We start from the raw sequence: 18,111 nt of genomic DNA, 5'->3' as shown, positions 1-18,111 counted from the left end.
ATTCCTCCTCTTTTATAAAAATCCGTTATTCCTAAGAAAATCTTCACTTATTAAAGTCTTATTACTTTCCTCTGTATCAACTCTTATTCCTAAAAGTTTTTCAACATACTTACCTATTACATCACATTCAAGATTTACTGTATCTTTAATCATCTTAGTAAGTAATATTGTTTCTTCTCCTGTATGTGGAATTATGGATACTTTAAAAACTTCACTATCAACATAAGCTACTGTTAAGCTTATTCCATCTATGGCAATAGATCCTTTTTCAACAATATACTTCAATATTTTTGCTTTAGCCTTTATAGTTATCCAAGTTGCATTGTCCTCTTTAACAAATGAAACAATCTCTCCTACCCCATCTATATGGCCGCTTACTATATGACCTCCAAGCCTAGTTTCTAAACTTAAAGCTCTTTCTAAATTAACCTGACTTCCAATACTACAGTTTCCTAAATTACTTCTTCGTAGTGTTTCTGCCATAATATCTGCCTCAAATGTATTTGCGCTTATATTTGTTACAGTAAGACATACGCCACTGGTGCAAATACTATCGCCTAACCTTGTTTTTTCTAAAACCTTATTCGCTTTAATTAGAAGCTTTGAAGATTTTTCTCCTTTTTTTATTCCTTGAACTATTCCTATCTCCTCAATTATCCCTGTAAACACCTATATCTTCACCCCTTTTTGATATATCCTTCAATCAATATATCTTCTCCTACGGATCTTGAAGTTAACCCTTGTATTTTAAAAGCATCTTTTAATATCTCTATTCCATTTCCACCTACTGGAGTTTTAGACTTTTCTCCTCCAATTATTTTTGGTGAAATATAAATTTGTATCTTATCTACTATTCCCTGATCCAAGGCTGAAAAATTTAATATCCCACCGCCCTCTAAAAGAATGCTATCTATATTTAGATTTCCTAACTTAATCATTAATTCCTGTAAATCTACTCTTCCATTTTTTGATTTAATAATTAATACTGTTACTCCTGTATTTGTAAGTTCTAAAATCTTATCACTACTCCCCTTATCTGTTGTTGCAATAATTGTTTTAGCTTCATCAATATCAGATATAACTTTTGACTCAATAGGAATTCTTAGTGTACTATCTACAACTATTCTTATAGGATTTCTTCCATTTTCTAATCTGCATGTAAGCTGTGGATTATCATTAATAATTGTATTAACTCCAACCATTATTGCAGAAACTTCATTTCTTAACTTATGAACTTCTACTCTTGATTTTTCTCCTGTTATCCACTTTGACTCTCCTTTAGATGTAGCTATCTTTCCATCTAAAGACATAGCTGACTTTAAAATTACAAAAGGTTTTTTCGAAACTATATATTTCATAAATACTTCATTAATTTTTGTGCATTCATCTTCTAAAACACCTGTTATAACTTCTATTCCTACATCTCTAAGCTTCTTAACTCCTTTTCCTGAAACTACAGGATTTGGATCAAATGCTCCAACTATAACCCTTGAAATTTTATTTTCTATAATTTTATCTACACAAGGTGGTGTTTTCCCATAATGAGAGCAAGGCTCTAAAGTAACATAGATAGTAGCTCCAGCGGCATCTTCAATAAGACTATTAAAAGCATTTACTTCTGCATGCGCCTTCCCAAATGCCTCGTGATATCCTTCACCTATTACCTTTCCATTTTTAACAATAATTGCTCCAACCATAGGATTAGGATTAACTTTCCCCATCCCATTTTTAGCTAATTCTAAAGCTAATTTCATATAATTTTCATCCACTCAAAACACCTCACAATCCTAATATTTTTTCAAATAAAACCTTCAGTATTTTTTCAAAAATAAAAGCCCTGAGTCAAAGACCTCAGGGCTTTAGTATACTGTTATATAAAGTTTTCTATCCCTTTTTATTCAAGGAATTTTAAAAAACAACTAGTCTAATACTCTAGTATATTTTTCCATATTCCTAAATAGAGATATACTTATTATAAGTACACAATTTAAGTATAGTAATTTTAATGTAAAAAAAGCTCTGAAATATATAATATTTCAGAGCTAAATACACTAAATAAATATAGTTATTTTAAGATTACTATACTGTATATTTTATCTTCTTTCATCCAGACTTTACTGTCGGCCTCGGAATCTAACCGAATCTGCCACTAAGGCTCGCGGGCTTTACCGCCGGTAGGGAATTACACCCTGCCCTGAAGATTTATTCAATTTTATAATTATATTGTATCATTATTTTTTTCTATATGTCAACAATTAGTTATATTTCTTCAGGTCAGTTACATCCTTATACTAGAAGATAGCTTCAAATCATATTATATTGCAAACATTGAAATTTATTCTAAAAATAGAATAACTGGTTAAATTACCCCATCTATAGTTTTTATTTGTAACATTAGGCTACTATATCTCTTTTTGTAAAACCGATATATGAAATAACATTAAAAATTACAAAATAAACTATAAGCACAATAATTGAAAATTCTATAGTCATTCCTTCAACTAATGGCTTACCAGTACTATATTGAGTCAAATCTGTATTTGAAAACAAAATATATTTTGACCAATTAAATCTAGAAAGTATCATTGTTATACCATTCCCTACTGTTAAAAGAAAAACTCCGATTCCTATAGCCATTGCACTATTACGGAAAACTGTAGAAATCATAAAGGCTAAAGTGACCATCATAACTAAACTTATACACTTAAGTCCACAAAGCTGTATAATATGCACTATCATATTAACTTCATTAATTTGCCCATTAGAATTTGTAAGGAATGGTGCACTAGCCCCTTTGAAGCTAAACAATATTCCTCCTATTAAAAATGACACTACTAGAAGTATCAAAACCATAAAAAAAGTATATGTTATAACAGAAATGTATTTAGACACTAAAATTTTCCACCTCTTTGAAGGTCTAATTAATAATAGTTTAATTGTACCCCCCGAAAACTCATTTGCTACTATTCCGCCACCCATTACAATGGCAAAAAGAGCAATTAAGGATATTAGCATACTTGCTATTCCTTCTACAAATCCCCATAAAGAGTTCCATTGTATAGGTTGTATATCATTTTTAAGACGATATTCATTAGTTTGAACCTCATCTTTAAGTGAATCCTTTTCCATTTTAGACATTTCTATATTATCTATGTTAGCTAAGCTTTCATTAATAGACTGATTTCGGGTGATTATATTTTCTTTCCAATCATTTTTAGGTGGAGTATTGTCTCCAAATTTAGATATAAGCCCCATTATTACTATTATAATAACCAACAGCCCCATCATTATCCATGTACTAATACTATGCGCAAGTTTCATATTTTCATTACGAATTAAGTTAATCATCTTATTCAATTTCTTTTCCCTCCGTCATTTCCAAGAATTTGCCCTCTAAACTTTGTTGCACTTTACGAATTCCGTAAATTTTAATTTCCTGTTTCACAAGCTTTTCAACTAACTCAGGAACATTTTCTATATTTTCTATAATTTCAATTTCATTATTATTTATTTTAGAATTATATTCACTACTAAGACTTTCTAAATATGCTTTTGCTTTTTCAATTGGTTGAACAGATAAAGCTATAACTGAGTCTGAGTTATCCTCAAGCATTTCCTTCATATCTTGAATCCTAACCAATTTCCCATTTTGTATTATTCCTACTCTATCACACATAAGCTCCATTTCTGAAAGTAAATGACTTGATACAACTACTGCAATATTTTCTTCTTTTGCAAGAGTCCTCAAATGATTACGCAATTCATGAATACCAGCTGGATCTAGTCCATTGGTAGGCTCGTCTAGTACCAATAGTTTTGGAGAATTAAGTAACGCTTGTGCAACCCCTAGTCTTTGACGCATACCTAGAGAATATGTCTTTATTTTGTCATGTATTCTTTTTTCAAGACCCACAATTTTTATAACCTCATCAATACGTTCCTTTTTTATATCTGGATACATTCTCCAAAAATGAACAAGGTTTTGATATCCAGTTAAATATTTATATAAATCTGGGTTTTCAATAATTCCACCTACTTTGGCAACAGCCTTTTCAAAATTTTTCTCAACATCGAATCCATCAATATACATTTCGCCTTTAGTAATAGACATCAGTCCTAAAAGCATTTTAATAGTAGTAGTTTTACCTGATCCGTTTGGTCCGAGGAATCCAAAAACCTCCCCTGAAAACACATCAAAAGTAAGATCATCTATTATTACCTTCTTACCAATTTTCTTTGTGACATTCTTGATTTGTACTATAGCTTTTGCTTCCATATTGAACCTCCTTATTTTTAAGTATTAATTTGCACTAGGCCAAGAACAATAACCTGATTATAGCGAACTATATAAAGGTTGTGATTATGAAACCTAGCACAGAATAAACTAGAATATGACTAGTTATTTTTTTTTAGTGTTACGATATAATGACATTATACTTACTACTAATCCAATAATTATACCAATAGCCAAGAATAAGTAACCTATTGGCATTTTAAAAAATGCTTCCACAAAAGTACCATCTGGAGCGACCTCAGATCCGATGATGGAATAGGTTATCATACAACCTATTCCTATAATAAATGGTATTAATGCTAAAAGATATTTTTTCATTAAACGATATTTTCCAATTTGAACCTCCTTAATTAATTATTGATTATATAATATCACACTTTTTATTGTTTACCAATAAATTTATTATATATATTGATATATTATTTCCCTAAATCAATATAAGCCCTATTATGCAATCAATATATATATATATTGATTGCAGGAACAATACGAATGCCAAAAGCAACATGTTCCTCCGTTATTAATAGCATACACACGAGGATTTACATTCTCTCTTTGAACCTATATTTTCGTCCTATAGTTTATACATAGGTTCACAATGCCTTTCTTTAAAAGAAAATAGTTGCGCGCCATCAATTTCAATACACCAGTATTTATCTAATATCCTATACTTCTCTAATGATCTTTTTTGAATAATTCCCTTATCATATAATCTCTAATTTTATTACCTCTAAGTTTTTCAAAAAGTTATTTATAGCATCATAGTTAGGTATTTTTTCTAAAGAATCATAGCCTAAATATAATGCAATATTTTTTTAGATTATAGGTAATGTAACTTTGATATCTTACATCTTTTACACTACCTAATTTTTTATTAATATTCTTAAATAGAGATATACTTATTATAATTATACAATTTAAATATAGTAATTTTAATGTAAAAAAAGCTCTGAAATATATAATATTTCAAAGCTAAATACACTAAATAAATATAGTTATTTTAAGATTACTATACTGTATATTTTATCTTCTTTCATCCAGACTTTACTGTCAGCCTCGGAATATAACCGAATCTGCCACTAAGGCTGGCGGGCTTTACCGCCGGTAGGGAATTACACCCTTCCGTGAAGATTTATTCAATTTTACAAGTGAATCGTGTCATTATTTAATGAATTAATGCTTATCTTCTTGTGTTCTCAAATGATGGTGGTGTTGGATTTGGGGCTTCATGTGATGGTCCTGGTGTGGATAAATCAAAGTACAGTTTAGAGTCCTCTGTAACTCCAAAATCTTTATTTGAACCTGTCTTTTGTACCTTGTTAAGTGCTTCTCTAAATAAAGCATTATGAGCTTCCTCTCTATTAAGCAAGAAGTCAATTGTTGCTCTTACTTCCTTATCTTCAATTTGGCGGTATAGATACTGATATACTACCTTTGCTCTTTGCTCAGATGCTATGTTAGATAATAAGTCTGCAACTAAATCTCCAGTAACAGTGACATAATCTGCTGTCCAAGGTGCTCCTGATGAATTAATTAATACAGGTGACAATCCACATTGTACGTGTGTTTGGATTTCTCCACTAGTAACTTTACAATTATCTACATCATGACCATTCAATAGATTTATTGTTTGAGCTACCATTTCCATATGGCTTAGTTCTTCTGCTCCAATATCTAAAAATAAATCTTTTATTTCAGGATCTTTTATCCTAAAACTTTGAGAAATATATTGCATTGCTGCCTTTAATTCTCCATTACCTCCACCTAATTGTTCTTGCATTAATACTGCATATTGTGGATTTGCTTTTTCTACTTTTACTTCATGTAATAATTGTTTTTTATGTTCAAACATTAATAAACCCTCCAGTCAATATATCTTTACTCTTATATCATTTCCCTTTACTAACTTAATAATTCATGTAAATATTACACGAATTATATTAAATAATTTTCAGAGTATATATTACTTAACAATTATTAGTTGTATCATAAATCCATTTTCCATTAATAAAAGCAATTAAAAAATTCCACCCACTTAAACCCAAGGGTATAAGGAAGGTGGAAAAGAATTAATTCAAATAAATATAGACATTTATAAACAGCCTATTTTTGTACTCTCCGACAATAAAACGACTTTCCAAACCACCCTAAACTCCCCATTCTTAAAAAATTCCGATTAAACTTTGCCCCTCATAATTCCCGAAAAATAATCGTATTTAATACCATTTTGTTAGTCACTCTTTCTTCGGATTCTGATTAAAGTTTGACTAAAGGGTAATGCTGGGGTAATGCTAACGCATTACAGATTCAAGGGTATAAAAAAAGAAGTAACGGTTGAAAAAACAACCATCACCCCTGTATTTACCTTGCTTTAGCTTTCTCCCTTAACTCTGCAACTTTAGTTGACACTTTCCTCTAAATCTTCAACCTTAACTCTGCATCAAAGATGCCCCCGGTCATTGTTTATTAGAATCGGCAGTGTTTATTCGGAGAGAGTTAATTTATTGCGAGAGATTACATAGTATAATAGCCTTAGCTATCATACAGATTCAGGGTTATTATTCACAATTTCTCAATATATATTTATTTAATTTCCTCTAATTTATAAATTAAAGCTTCTACACTATTCATATCAAAATCTTCTAACTTATTTATAGCTTCGCCTAAATTTTCTATAGCTCTTTCCATATTATATGCATTGTTTGTTTCTCTTAGCCCTCCTGTTAAATTATCTAATTTATTCTCTTCATCATCTTTAATGTCATTTAAATCACAAATAACATCATCTACTATAGTAAAATCGCTATTACTTATTTTAGTATTAATACCTTGTAATCTATCTAATATATTTTTCAACTCTTCTCTTCTTTCTTTATTCATACTATTTATCCTCTCCTAAATTGACTCCCTTATATATTCTATTGCTTCATTTAAGTTAACGCTATATTCTCTTAACTTTTCTACCATTTCAAACATTTCTATAAACACGTCTATATTATCTTGAATTTCAATTCCAGTTTCAAATTCCTTTAATCCGTCCTTTAAGTTTTCGAAACAATTTTCCTCTTCTTCTTTTACCCTCTCTATTTCATCCAATATATTATCAAGTTCTATAATATCTATATCTCTACCTAAATTCTCAAGGTAATATATTTGACATCGTAATTTCTGCCTATTTCCATTATTCATTCTAAATACTCCCTACCAACCTTTTATATTCTTTATTTAGTCTATTAAACGATACTGTTATACTACTAATTATTTATTTTAACAAGCTTGTACCCAAATTTCTCAGCTCTCTTCTCAAATGCCTCTATGTCTCCTTCAAGTATTTGCAACACTCTTTCAGCGACCTTTTCGTTATCTATATTTCCTGATAAGTCTACCCATCCATTTATACCATCACTCTTCATAACTAAAATATTCTCTGAGTCTCCTGCAATTGGTATATTAGGATTATGGGTTGCTATTATTAACTGCCTACAATGCTTAATTAAACTAAATTGTTTAACAAGTGTATGATAAATATACGAATTATCCAAATCATCTTCAGGTTGGTCTATAACTAAAGGTCTCATTTCACCTAATTTAGTTGCTCCTACTAATATAAGTAGTAACATTCCAACTGCTTTTTGCCCAAAAGAAAGTCTATTTCTTCTTACAAAAACTTTTTTATTTGAAATACCATGATTTACATTCAGCTCATAGTCTATAATCATTTGAGGAACTATAAGTAACTCTGCATCATTTATTTTACCATTGCAAAAATCACATAAACGCCCTGCATCACTACAAGAAATACTATATCTCTCTGCAATTTTTTCACTTTCATATGCAAATAAATTATACATCAACTCATAATTATCATTATCATTATTATTAAATACTATTTTTAATAATTTTTTATACTTAACAATAATATCATATGACGCATACGTTCTATCTCTATGTATCCTTAACCATCTATCAATCATCTCTTCATATACACTTTCTTTTATATATGTTTTAGATACAATTTGTAATTCATCTTTCAATTCTTTATTTAATCGTTTTACTATCCCCTCTAAATATCCATTTATCTCCTTTTGTATTCCAATATACCTACTATATTGTTGCTTCAAATATTCCGAAGTTAAATCAGCATTTTTATCTACACTTTTATACTTGCTTATTTCTTTACATTGTTGTTTTATACTGCTTTTAATTATTTCCTCTTCTTTTCTAAGTTGTGCCATTCTTTCTCTATGCTCTAAATTCAATAGGCTCCTTACCATCATTGTTGGTCCTAATTCTAATTTTGATATTTCCAATATATCTTTTTGCCTGAACCCTTGAATTTCTGAGGCATTTAAATAATCAGATATTAATACTACTGCTCCTTTGTTGGTTTTAAACTTAGATGTTTTAGAAATTTTTATGAAGTTATTACCTTTCAAATAATAGTATGTAATATTTAATCTGTTCATCGATATTGGAGCATTCATTCTAATAACATATACGTTGTCATCAATATTAATAAATACAATCGCCTTATCAAATCTGCCAATAATACTATCTCCCAAATCTTCATTTTGTGGATTAAGCAAAAACTTTAAAATATCAATCATTGTTGACTTTCCTGTGCCCCTTGCTCCAATAATGCAATTTAATGCATTCGAAAATGGAACAACTGCCCACTCATTACCATTAATATCCTTTATAAATCCATCTTTAACACAAAGACCTAAGATATTAGGATACGTCTTTTTTGGTGGCAACTCATTAATTACTCTTGACCCTTCATCTTTTAGTGCCAACTTCAAAGCATTATATGATAGCTTCCCCATACTTATCCAACTACATCTACTTCCTAAAGGAACACCTGATGCCATATATTCTTCAGAAACTGAGTGTGAATCTGATGCTCTTAAAAAAGATATATTCTCTACATTAAAATTTTTTCTTAAATCTATTAATCTGTCTAAATTTTTCTCTGAATTATAGCAAATACCATGTACTGCTTGTGACTTTAGCGTTTTTTCTATGGATTTTCCTCTAACAGTTACGTCTCCATTTCTCTTTTTAAAATACTCCTGTAATAATCCATTATCAGAATCAGCATGAGCTATTATCACTATTCCACCATAATCTTCTACCTTTTCACATAACGTTAATGGCGATAATCTATCTGCTGATACATTTTCTGTTCCTTGCTCATCCATATCTATACCTGCTTCAATAAGTAACGCATCCAATTTGCTCTTCTTATACTCTTTCGGAAAAATAGCTAAAAAATGCTTTCCATAACAAGTTATCTCAACCCCCGGCAATATAAGCTTATTTCCTAATTTCATCTTCAAATCATTATCTTTTTCTACAATTTCTTGTATTCTATAATATCCATTCACTGTATTATGGTCTGTAATAGCTATTACATCAACATCACTCTCTATAAAATGTTCTAAGAAAAGATGATATTCCTGTTCTTCTTCATCTTTATTAAAACATCTTTGATAATCCAAAGATGCTGGAGTATGAATATGCAAATCACATTTATAGAACTTGGATGCTTTATTGACCCTTGAAACTCTTTTATACAATGACATAAGTTCTTCTTTTATTTCTTTTTCTGTCAATACCCACACCTACCCTCATTAAATTTCCACTCCTATATTTTAACATACATTAACAAAAAAAGAGTCAAGCAATTCTCTGCTCAACTCTTACATTTCTATTAATTCAATTATTAAACTTCGCTCTTATAATTATTTATTATACATTTTTCATTATCCACCTTAATATAAAAATCATTATTAAAAGAATTCTTTCCTAAAAATATCCCTTCAACAACTTCATTATTATTATTTATAAAGTTGTATCTTTGATTATTATCATACAGAATACTTAAAAATGCTCTTTTAAAATGTAAATCTCTTATGTTTCCCTCATTAAGTAAATCTATATCATTATCTAATCTTTCTATAATCTCATTATCTGCTTGATAGTATCTTTGGGAAGATTTTTTTCCATTTTCTTTACTTTCAATTACTAACGTACTAAATTGATTAAAGTCTGAGTAACTATTATTAGCATAACAATATCCATCATAAACCTTAGGTATTTTTATTAAAAATCCCTCTCTTTCATAAATTTGATACTTTTTAGTTTCTTTTATTAAGTCCAACATTATTTTTCCTCCTTAATTTAACTTATAATATAAGGATATATGAATACCATTATATTTTCGAGGAAATATTTTCATTAGAATATTCTACTTCTTTAAACTCCAATATACAATATCTTCATCTATTCCAAATGTTCTATAATATGCATTTACAAGAATCTCTGAAAGAAATCCTAACATGGATTCTTCATATCTATGATTAATTGAATTAAATATTCCATCAACTTCTACCTGTATATAATTCAATAACTTATACAATGTATTCATTTCTTTATATTTTCCATACATGCAACACCTTATAATTGGCTCAACTCTACTTTCAGCTTTATTTATATTTATCATAGTATAATCAATATTCTTTCTTGAAAAATATAAATAATATGCCACTGGTATACTTAAATATGGAAATACATACATATTACTTTTTTTAAATTTCTTCATAGCTTCTATATTTTCAAAACATTTATACATATTTTGCTTTACTTTTTTATAATCTTTATACTTAATATCTAACTTTAATAAGTATAAAACTGCATCCTCAATGCCATACGTTTTCTTTTGTTCTACTATTATATTATTAATTTGAATATAACTTTCTAACTTTTCTATAGAATATTTTCTTTTTAATAAATATCCCATTATATACATATATAAATTTAAGTATGGATTTAATTGCCTTTGTTCCTTCATATTAGAATAGTTTTTTTTAACCTCTTCATAATTATGGATGGCTTCTTCTATCATCACCTCAAACTTATCAATATTAGTTGATATACTATTTAACTTACCTAATACCTTCTGTGAAAAAAGCATAATTATCTTATTAGTAAACTCCTCAACATGAAATAATTTTTCATTAATATTATAAATAAAGTTTTCTGTATTAATTGAATTTTCATATTCTCCTTCTGATATTACAATCTGTACATCAGATATGCTATGGCATTCCCTCATAGCTTTTTCATATATAGCTTTTTTTATAAAGTTATTATAATAATCTTTTTGTTCATTAAAGATTATTTTTAAATCTTCTTCTATTTCTTCAATTTTTCTCCCCTTAGCAACTATTTCAGATAAATATCTATTACTATCATACAACCATTTATATATAATATCTGCCTCTCTTGTAAAGCTCTCTAACTTTACTTCACAAGAAATTTTTTTATAATATTTCATATGTTTATTTACATCTGACTCATAATTAACAGAATTTTTATCAATAGATAATAATTCTGTTAAATATATTTTTTTTATTGGATTATTATTTTCAATCACTACTTGTATAACCTCTTTTCTTATCTTTATAAATAATACTTAAATTAAACTGTATTATTTCATTACTACAGTTTAAATTATATTAATTTCCCCATATAATTTAAATTGTAATATATATTATAATCTTAAGCTTTTTACGTCTACATAATCTTATAAAATAATATATATACATTATTTTTATAATTCATCATCTATAAATTCGTAATTTTCAATATCAGCTATTCTCTTTTTATCGTATTCATCACAATCTTTTCTTAATTCACTCAACAAGTTTCCATCCTTTCCTAAATATATAAGTCCTTCTGTCACCAGATATCCAACTACCATACCAACCCCTGCTGAAATACCTTTATATCCTCCTTTTTTAAATACCTCATTTAAATCAAACATAATATACCCTCCTCGCATAAATTTTTATAAACAAAGTTTAACATTTACTTTACAATAAAAAATAGGGTAACCTTTTAATTTAAAAGTTCCCCCTAAAAAACTTATCTTTATTTCTTTTATATGATTTTATTGCTTTTTTTAAAAAATCATTTATATCTTCATAAGATTTAATCCCATTATTATCTTCATTTAGAAGCAACTTTAAATTTCTATCAACTTTATCTGCTAACCCTTCTTCTACTTCTTCATACTTGCTAACAATATTTTTTAATATATCTATATTTTTCATTTCTTTATTCTTAGTCTTTGTCTCATAAATAAACTTATTTCTATAAAAATTTTCTAATGCATTTATTTTTTCATCGCTCTCTTTATTTATCTCATCTATTAATTTAAAAACGGCTTTTTTTGTAATCCTACTTGGTATGCTTCTATTTATTTTTATATAATAATTATTTTTATAATCAATTTTCTTGTTATCATTTAAAACTTCACAAATACTTGGAAATAACCCTATCTTTATTTGTTGTAGCTTTCCTCCCCATAATTTAGCAATGTCATAATCATTTGAATCTACCTTTAAGCTTAATTCAGAATCTGTTAATATATACTCTAAAATTGTATAGTAGTCTAATTCATTAGAACTACTCAACACTTCATATTTATCTAATATATATTTTATATCAACTAAAAATTCTTCTAAATATAAACTTTCATAACAGCTTAAATATCTATCAAAGTTATTATAATTATATATAATGTTCTCTATAGTATCACAATTTTCAATATTAAACTTCTCTTTAATATGCTCTATTAAACAAGTATTCTCTTTTATTTTTTCGATTTTTGATATAGCGTGATTGTATCTACTATAGTCTAAAAATGGTACTATACATTTATTAATATATACAGGTGATACATATAATACTAACTTATGTGGAGATATAATATCATTAAATATTAAAAAATGTACTATTACTAAGTAATCATATTTACTTATAGTATCAAAATTTATAAGTAATTCTTCCTTTAAGCTGATAATAAATTCATCATAGTTTTTTACTGCGTCATAATAAGTTTGTGATTGATAATGCCAATAATTTATCTTATCTCCATAGTTATAGCTTTCTTCATCAAAAGTAATACAATATTTTTCTCTTATGAATTCCACATCTAAAAGAACATCTGGATACTTTTTAAGTGCTATAAGCTTTGAATTTTGATATTCATAAATATCTAATATATATTTCTCATTTTTATTCATGCTATAATCCTTCTACTCTTTGTATTATTACTTTATAAGTATTGCCTATTTCTTTTATTTTGTATACTTTTTAGGAGTAGTTCTCTCGAACCATATATTGTCGTTTTTGTACATCCAACTATATAATCCTTTTCCTATTTTCTTATATCCACTCTTATTTAGTCCCGGATTATCTTTTAAAACCTGCAACCATCTTTCCCTCTGTATATCTCTATCGAGTCTCGGATTAGGAATATAAATATACTCGACTTTTCCTTTTACTTCTTTAGTATTAAATACACCTTCTATTGTTAATCCTAAAAAATGTATCATTAATAAGTGTCTTAATACATGCTTCTGTTTATTCGAAGTTCTTATAAATAGCCTTAACCAACTACTACCTACTTTAATAGAGCTTTGCATTATATTTAAATACTCCTGTGAGTAAAAATCTATAAAAGCTTCTTCTAATTCTATCAACTTTATACTTCCATTTTTACTTGTAAAACCTTTTTCCCTTAATCTATCTATATAAAATGAATCAAAAAATTCTTTATCCTTAACTTCTAACTCTAACCTATATAAATCTTCAACCATATTAGTGTACTTTAAATTTATGTTTATAAATTCAAATCTTTCTACTACTTTTTTACCTTTTATATCTTTATTTAAGCAACTATATTCAACCCTACTATTTGATGATGAAACTTCTGATTCTATTAACGCTACTTTATGTTTATTACAAGTATAGACTCCGGGTACTTGATTAATAACTCCCCAATAACTTTCTCCATATTTCAAAATATCTTCTTTTAAACATTCTTCACAAAAATACAGTTTATCTTTCATTGTAATATTTCCTGTAACAATACCTAACGGCTGATATGCATTAAACTTTTTACATTCTAACATCCCTTTATAAACAATATCTTTTCTCTCTTTATCTAAAAATGCTGTAAATACCTTGAACAGAGTATTCTTCTTTATTATCTCATCTGCATTTACTAAGGTATTTATAGGTAGACTTTTAACCACTTTCTTTATATGTACAGGGAAATAAACACTATTTAACGTTACTTCTTCTCCATATAAATCTTTCATCAATGCTCTTTTATTAACTATTACTGCCTTAATTCTATATCTTGAAATAACACTATATAAAAGTTCACCCTCATAAATTCTCGGAAAGAAATTAAGCATTTCTAATATCTAATAATAAATCTTCTAATGTAGTTATTAACCCTGCTTCTTTTAAACTTTCATAATTATTCATGCCATGTTTATTACCTTTAATAACAATTTTTCTTATATCATTATCCTTTAAACCTGAAACCTTTATCTTAGTATCTTTTCCTTGCTTTACTACTTCACTATTGTTAACGATAACTGTATTATCACTGTTCCTTGAATCTGTACTAACTTTGTTAGTACCTCCTTTTAACTCTGCGTTAGATTTAGCAACACCAAACTCCTGTATGTCATCAAACTGCATCTTCTTTACTCTATTATTACTCTTAATAGCTTCAACCATTGGTTTTACCATACTAAATTCTTTTTCCCAAACTTTTTCTATCATTTCAACTGTTATATCATCAACCCCTTTGTTCAAAGAAAATCGTTGTGTGTTTACAAATAATTTGACCACTAAATCTGCTATACCTTGCGTTTTTTCATAAAATACTTCTATTATTTCTTTAGTTAACTTTACTTTTTTATTTAAAAATTGATACTTCCAAATTCCTTTTAAAAATATCTCAAACTCTTTATCATTTTTCATCGGATTAAAAAATATTGCTCCTGCTCCTGTTACTCTACGAGCTATTCTCAAATTTTGTTGCAACATCTCATAACAAGCTCCTGTGCCTATTAGCAATAAACTTACACCGAAGGAATTCATTAGCATGACCATATAACTAATTACTTGTTTAAAATTCTTATCTAAATGTTGTAATTCATCAATTACTAACAATCCTAATCCAATTGAATTTGCTGTTTGCCCCATTATTGGAATCATACTATCCACCGATAAATGTTTTGATACATATCTATCCACATTGTTTGTCCCCAATAATTGGTCTAACTTGTGAAAAAACTGAAGCGTAAGTGCTTTAATACTTCCATTTGCAGGAGCTTCTAACTTTAGCCAAGTCACTTGTATATTAGAAAATTGTATTCCTTTGTACTTATTATGTACTATTATTTGTGGGACTTGCAAAAGACATCTTTGTACCGTTGAAGTTTTACCTGCTCCAGAAATTCCGATTATTAATCCACATTGCACTGTTGTTCTAAAATTTTCATTGCTATCAACATTAAAATTTTTATTAACAATAGCCTCTCCAGTCTTATTTATATACTGTATATAACTTGGATTAAATGGATTACGAGGAATATATCCTTGTGTTATTAATGAATTAAAAATTTCAAATACTTCAACATGAACAGGTAATGGCTGGAATACTTTATAAACTCTATTTAAAGCTGTCAATTTCAATTGTTTAGGTAATAATATCTCCTCCCTTTTTATAGGAACTTTAAAAGCTAACCTTTTTACTATTTCCTCTCTTTCTATTATTAAATTTGGAAGTGCTTCTATAAAAGGATTACCTTTAAATTCATCTAATATCTGTTCTTTATATTCTGCTTCTACACCAATGACCCCACTTGGCAATATTATTTCTTTACTCATACTCATCACCCCACTCATTAGCTATATCTTCAAATAATCCTAATTCATTATCATCTTCATCAATATTACACTCCCTTGAATCTGCATTATCTTTACGATAATGCTCCCTCTCCACCTCCATATTATCTCTTATATTTCTTAACCTTGCAGTTTTACTTATACTTTTGTCCTTAGTTCTTTCCTGCTCTATTTTAGCTTTTCCTGCTATATTTTCAATTTCGTTATATAATTCTATTTTAGCATTTACTTCCTCTTCTTCTGCCTTCTTATTTAACGTTTTTTCATACTCCATTATTTTATTTAGTTCCTCTTCTGATAAGCCTTTGTAATGACTTAGATGTGTTACTAAAATTAAAGTGTCCACAGTCATTCCATCTTCTTTTATATAATAAATCTCTGTCAAGTCATTAGGATTATAACTAATCCTAATTTTAAAACTACCATCAAGTCTCGCCTTCTGATGCCATCCTTGTTCTAATGAATAAGAAGAAACATAATATAATTTATTAAACCTCACGCCTTTAGCAGTTACTGTTACTTCTCTATTCGGAAGCAAATTAATTTTAACTACGTCCTCAGCCAATTCTCTTAATAACCCCTTTTTCTGTTTCACGCCATATTCCCATATTAATCTTGGTATCTTAGCAATATCATTTTCTATATCTAATCCGTCGCTTTCATAAAAATTTAAAACATGATGATTATTATTAAATAATACGCATTTTATAATAATTTTAGTTATCTCTGATAAATTTACATTTGCTCTTAGTCTATAGTCAACATTACCTCTTTCTATTTTATTAAATTTATTCTCTACCCAGCCTTCAAGGAAAGGTCGTATTAAAGAATGCATCCTTTCGAAGCTTTTTTCTATAATCCCTTTTTTCTGCCCAGAATATGGTGGCGTATTTTGTATAATTATGCCTAAATTTGTAATAGCATTTTCTATATTTCCACTTAACAATTCGCCCCGGTCTGTAAGGATACGATTAGGAATACATTTTACATCCCACTCTTCCTGCTTAATATCTATACCGAAGCTTTTACAGTACTTAACTTTATCAGTGAAAGCATTTACCAATAAAGTTTGCATACCTGTATAGCTATTGAACGGCTCAATAGTAACGTTAACTGATACTATTAATCTACTGTACACGTTAATACACATGTATAGAACCGGGCGTCCAAGAATAAGAGACCTATTCATACTACTAACGATATATAAATCCAATATGGTGGAGTCCACTTCATATAGGTCACTTGGAGCTAATGTGTTTTGCATCGAACTGCCAACAATTGCAGTTCCAGTTTGTTGATAGATTCTATCTCCGTATCTTTTAGTGATTACACTCTTCTTATCATTTTCTATTAGTTTATTATGCCAATAGTAAAACTGTTTCAAGCTCGGTATCTTAGCATCTTTATTCTGTCTTAAATAATCTCTTATAGTTAATTCATAACAAACTCTAATACTATTCTTTTTTGAAGTATTATAATATTTATTAATACCTTGCTTAAACACCTTTCTAAACTGTTCATCTACTGCAACTATATCTTCATCTTTATATGTAATTTTTCTCTCCTTACCTTTTCCTCCACAATTATTTAAATTGACTAATCTACTTATCACCTTTCCATTTTTTAAATATCTACTAAAAACTCTCTTTATTGTACTTTCACTAATATTGAATTTAGATATAGTTGTATCTATTATCAATTTTCTTGAATTACTATAGAAAATCTCATTATTCATGCTATTTTTGAGTATAAATGCTATTATTTCTCTATAAAGTCGCTGTTTTTTCAATGCTTTCTCTGATAATTCAGTTTCATATGCAACTGAATATTTATCAGTTAAAACTTCTTTAGCTAATTTCTTATTGAAATAATCTTCTAATTTGCTTCTATTAATAACATTATTCCAATGCGACCCTCTCTTCATTTCTATTATAAAAATATCTTCATTCTTCTCATCTGAGCCAATAATTCTATATTGTATTTCATTTAATTCAAAAATCATATTTTCTTTAAAAAGCATAGTTTTCACCTCAATAAGC

16 protein-coding genes and 2 riboswitches are annotated in these 18,111 nt (G+C 28.2%); all 16 genes read right to left on the bottom strand.

Annotated elements, in window-relative coordinates; all coding sequences use genetic code 11:
• Positions 1–12: 12 nt before the first annotated feature.
• Entirely contained in the window at positions 13–669 is a 657-nt protein-coding gene (locus tag BLS77_RS09400) for a riboflavin synthase (RefSeq protein ID WP_089968674.1), read from the bottom strand.
• An 8-nt stretch (positions 670–677) separates the two neighbouring features.
• Entirely contained in the window at positions 678–1,769 is a 1,092-nt protein-coding gene (gene ribD, locus BLS77_RS09395) for a bifunctional diaminohydroxyphosphoribosylaminopyrimidine deaminase/5-amino-6-(5-phosphoribosylamino)uracil reductase RibD (RefSeq protein WP_089968669.1), read from the bottom strand.
• A 322-nt stretch (positions 1,770–2,091) separates the two neighbouring features.
• Positions 2,092–2,206, bottom strand: a riboswitch (FMN riboswitch).
• 188 nt (positions 2,207–2,394) lie between these two features.
• On the bottom strand, positions 2,395–3,348 hold the full coding sequence (locus BLS77_RS09390; protein ID WP_089968944.1) for an ABC transporter permease subunit: 954 nt from the start codon (positions 3,346–3,348) through the stop codon (positions 2,395–2,397).
• Between the two features lies 1 nt (position 3,349).
• Entirely contained in the window at positions 3,350–4,276 is a 927-nt protein-coding gene (locus BLS77_RS09385; protein WP_089968661.1) for an ABC transporter ATP-binding protein, read from the bottom strand.
• Positions 4,277–4,399: 123 nt separating this feature from the next.
• A complete protein-coding gene (locus tag BLS77_RS09380; RefSeq protein ID WP_089968657.1) occupies positions 4,400–4,612 on the bottom strand; it encodes a DUF3955 domain-containing protein in 213 nt (70 codons plus the stop codon).
• Positions 4,613–5,315: 703 nt separating this feature from the next.
• A riboswitch (FMN riboswitch) is annotated at positions 5,316–5,430 on the bottom strand.
• 44 nt (positions 5,431–5,474) lie between these two features.
• Entirely contained in the window at positions 5,475–6,146 is a 672-nt protein-coding gene (locus tag BLS77_RS09375; protein ID WP_089968654.1) for a manganese catalase family protein, read from the bottom strand.
• A gap of 731 nt (positions 6,147–6,877) precedes the next feature.
• Positions 6,878–7,174, bottom strand: a complete 297-nt coding sequence (locus BLS77_RS09370) for a hypothetical protein (RefSeq protein WP_089968651.1) — start codon at positions 7,172–7,174, stop codon at positions 6,878–6,880.
• A gap of 15 nt (positions 7,175–7,189) precedes the next feature.
• Positions 7,190–7,483, bottom strand: coding sequence for a hypothetical protein (locus tag BLS77_RS09365; protein WP_089968648.1), 294 nt, complete (start codon positions 7,481–7,483; stop codon positions 7,190–7,192).
• Positions 7,484–7,548: 65 nt separating this feature from the next.
• Complete coding sequence (locus BLS77_RS09360; RefSeq protein WP_139164835.1) at positions 7,549–9,909, bottom strand: AAA family ATPase; 2,361 nt, start codon at positions 9,907–9,909, stop codon at positions 7,549–7,551.
• A gap of 110 nt (positions 9,910–10,019) precedes the next feature.
• Positions 10,020–10,460, bottom strand: coding sequence for a hypothetical protein (locus tag BLS77_RS09355; RefSeq protein ID WP_089968642.1), 441 nt, complete (start codon positions 10,458–10,460; stop codon positions 10,020–10,022).
• An 84-nt stretch (positions 10,461–10,544) separates the two neighbouring features.
• Positions 10,545–11,732 carry a hypothetical protein gene (locus BLS77_RS09350; protein WP_089968639.1) on the bottom strand — a complete coding sequence of 396 codons (1,188 nt, stop codon included), beginning with the start codon at positions 11,730–11,732 and terminating at the stop codon, positions 10,545–10,547.
• Positions 11,733–11,909: 177 nt separating this feature from the next.
• Positions 11,910–12,122: a hypothetical protein gene (locus BLS77_RS09345; protein ID WP_089968636.1), complete on the bottom strand. Its 213-nt coding sequence runs from the start codon at positions 12,120–12,122 to the stop codon at positions 11,910–11,912.
• A 79-nt stretch (positions 12,123–12,201) separates the two neighbouring features.
• Positions 12,202–13,386 (bottom strand): hypothetical protein, encoded by a 1,185-nt coding sequence (locus BLS77_RS09340; protein WP_089968633.1) that lies wholly within the window; start codon positions 13,384–13,386, stop codon positions 12,202–12,204.
• Positions 13,387–13,440: 54 nt separating this feature from the next.
• Positions 13,441–14,565 (bottom strand): TnsD family Tn7-like transposition protein, encoded by a 1,125-nt coding sequence (locus BLS77_RS09335; RefSeq protein ID WP_089968629.1) that lies wholly within the window; start codon positions 14,563–14,565, stop codon positions 13,441–13,443.
• Positions 14,558–16,054 (bottom strand): AAA family ATPase, encoded by a 1,497-nt coding sequence (locus BLS77_RS09330; RefSeq protein WP_175490826.1) that lies wholly within the window; start codon positions 16,052–16,054, stop codon positions 14,558–14,560. The genes BLS77_RS09335 and BLS77_RS09330 overlap by 8 nt, the downstream gene beginning before the upstream one ends.
• On the bottom strand, positions 16,047–18,092 hold the full coding sequence (locus BLS77_RS09325; protein WP_089968623.1) for a Mu transposase C-terminal domain-containing protein: 2,046 nt from the start codon (positions 18,090–18,092) through the stop codon (positions 16,047–16,049). Before BLS77_RS09325 ends, BLS77_RS09330 begins: the two co-directional genes overlap by 8 nt.
• Between the last annotated feature and the right edge of the window lie 19 nt (positions 18,093–18,111).

It is taken from the genome of Clostridium gasigenes (genome assembly GCF_900104115.1).
In the GTDB taxonomy this organism is placed as follows: Bacteria; Bacillota; Clostridia; order Clostridiales; family Clostridiaceae; genus Clostridium; species Clostridium gasigenes.
Note: the sequence above shows the minus strand (reverse complement) of the source record. Positions and strands in the feature narration are given on the sequence as shown.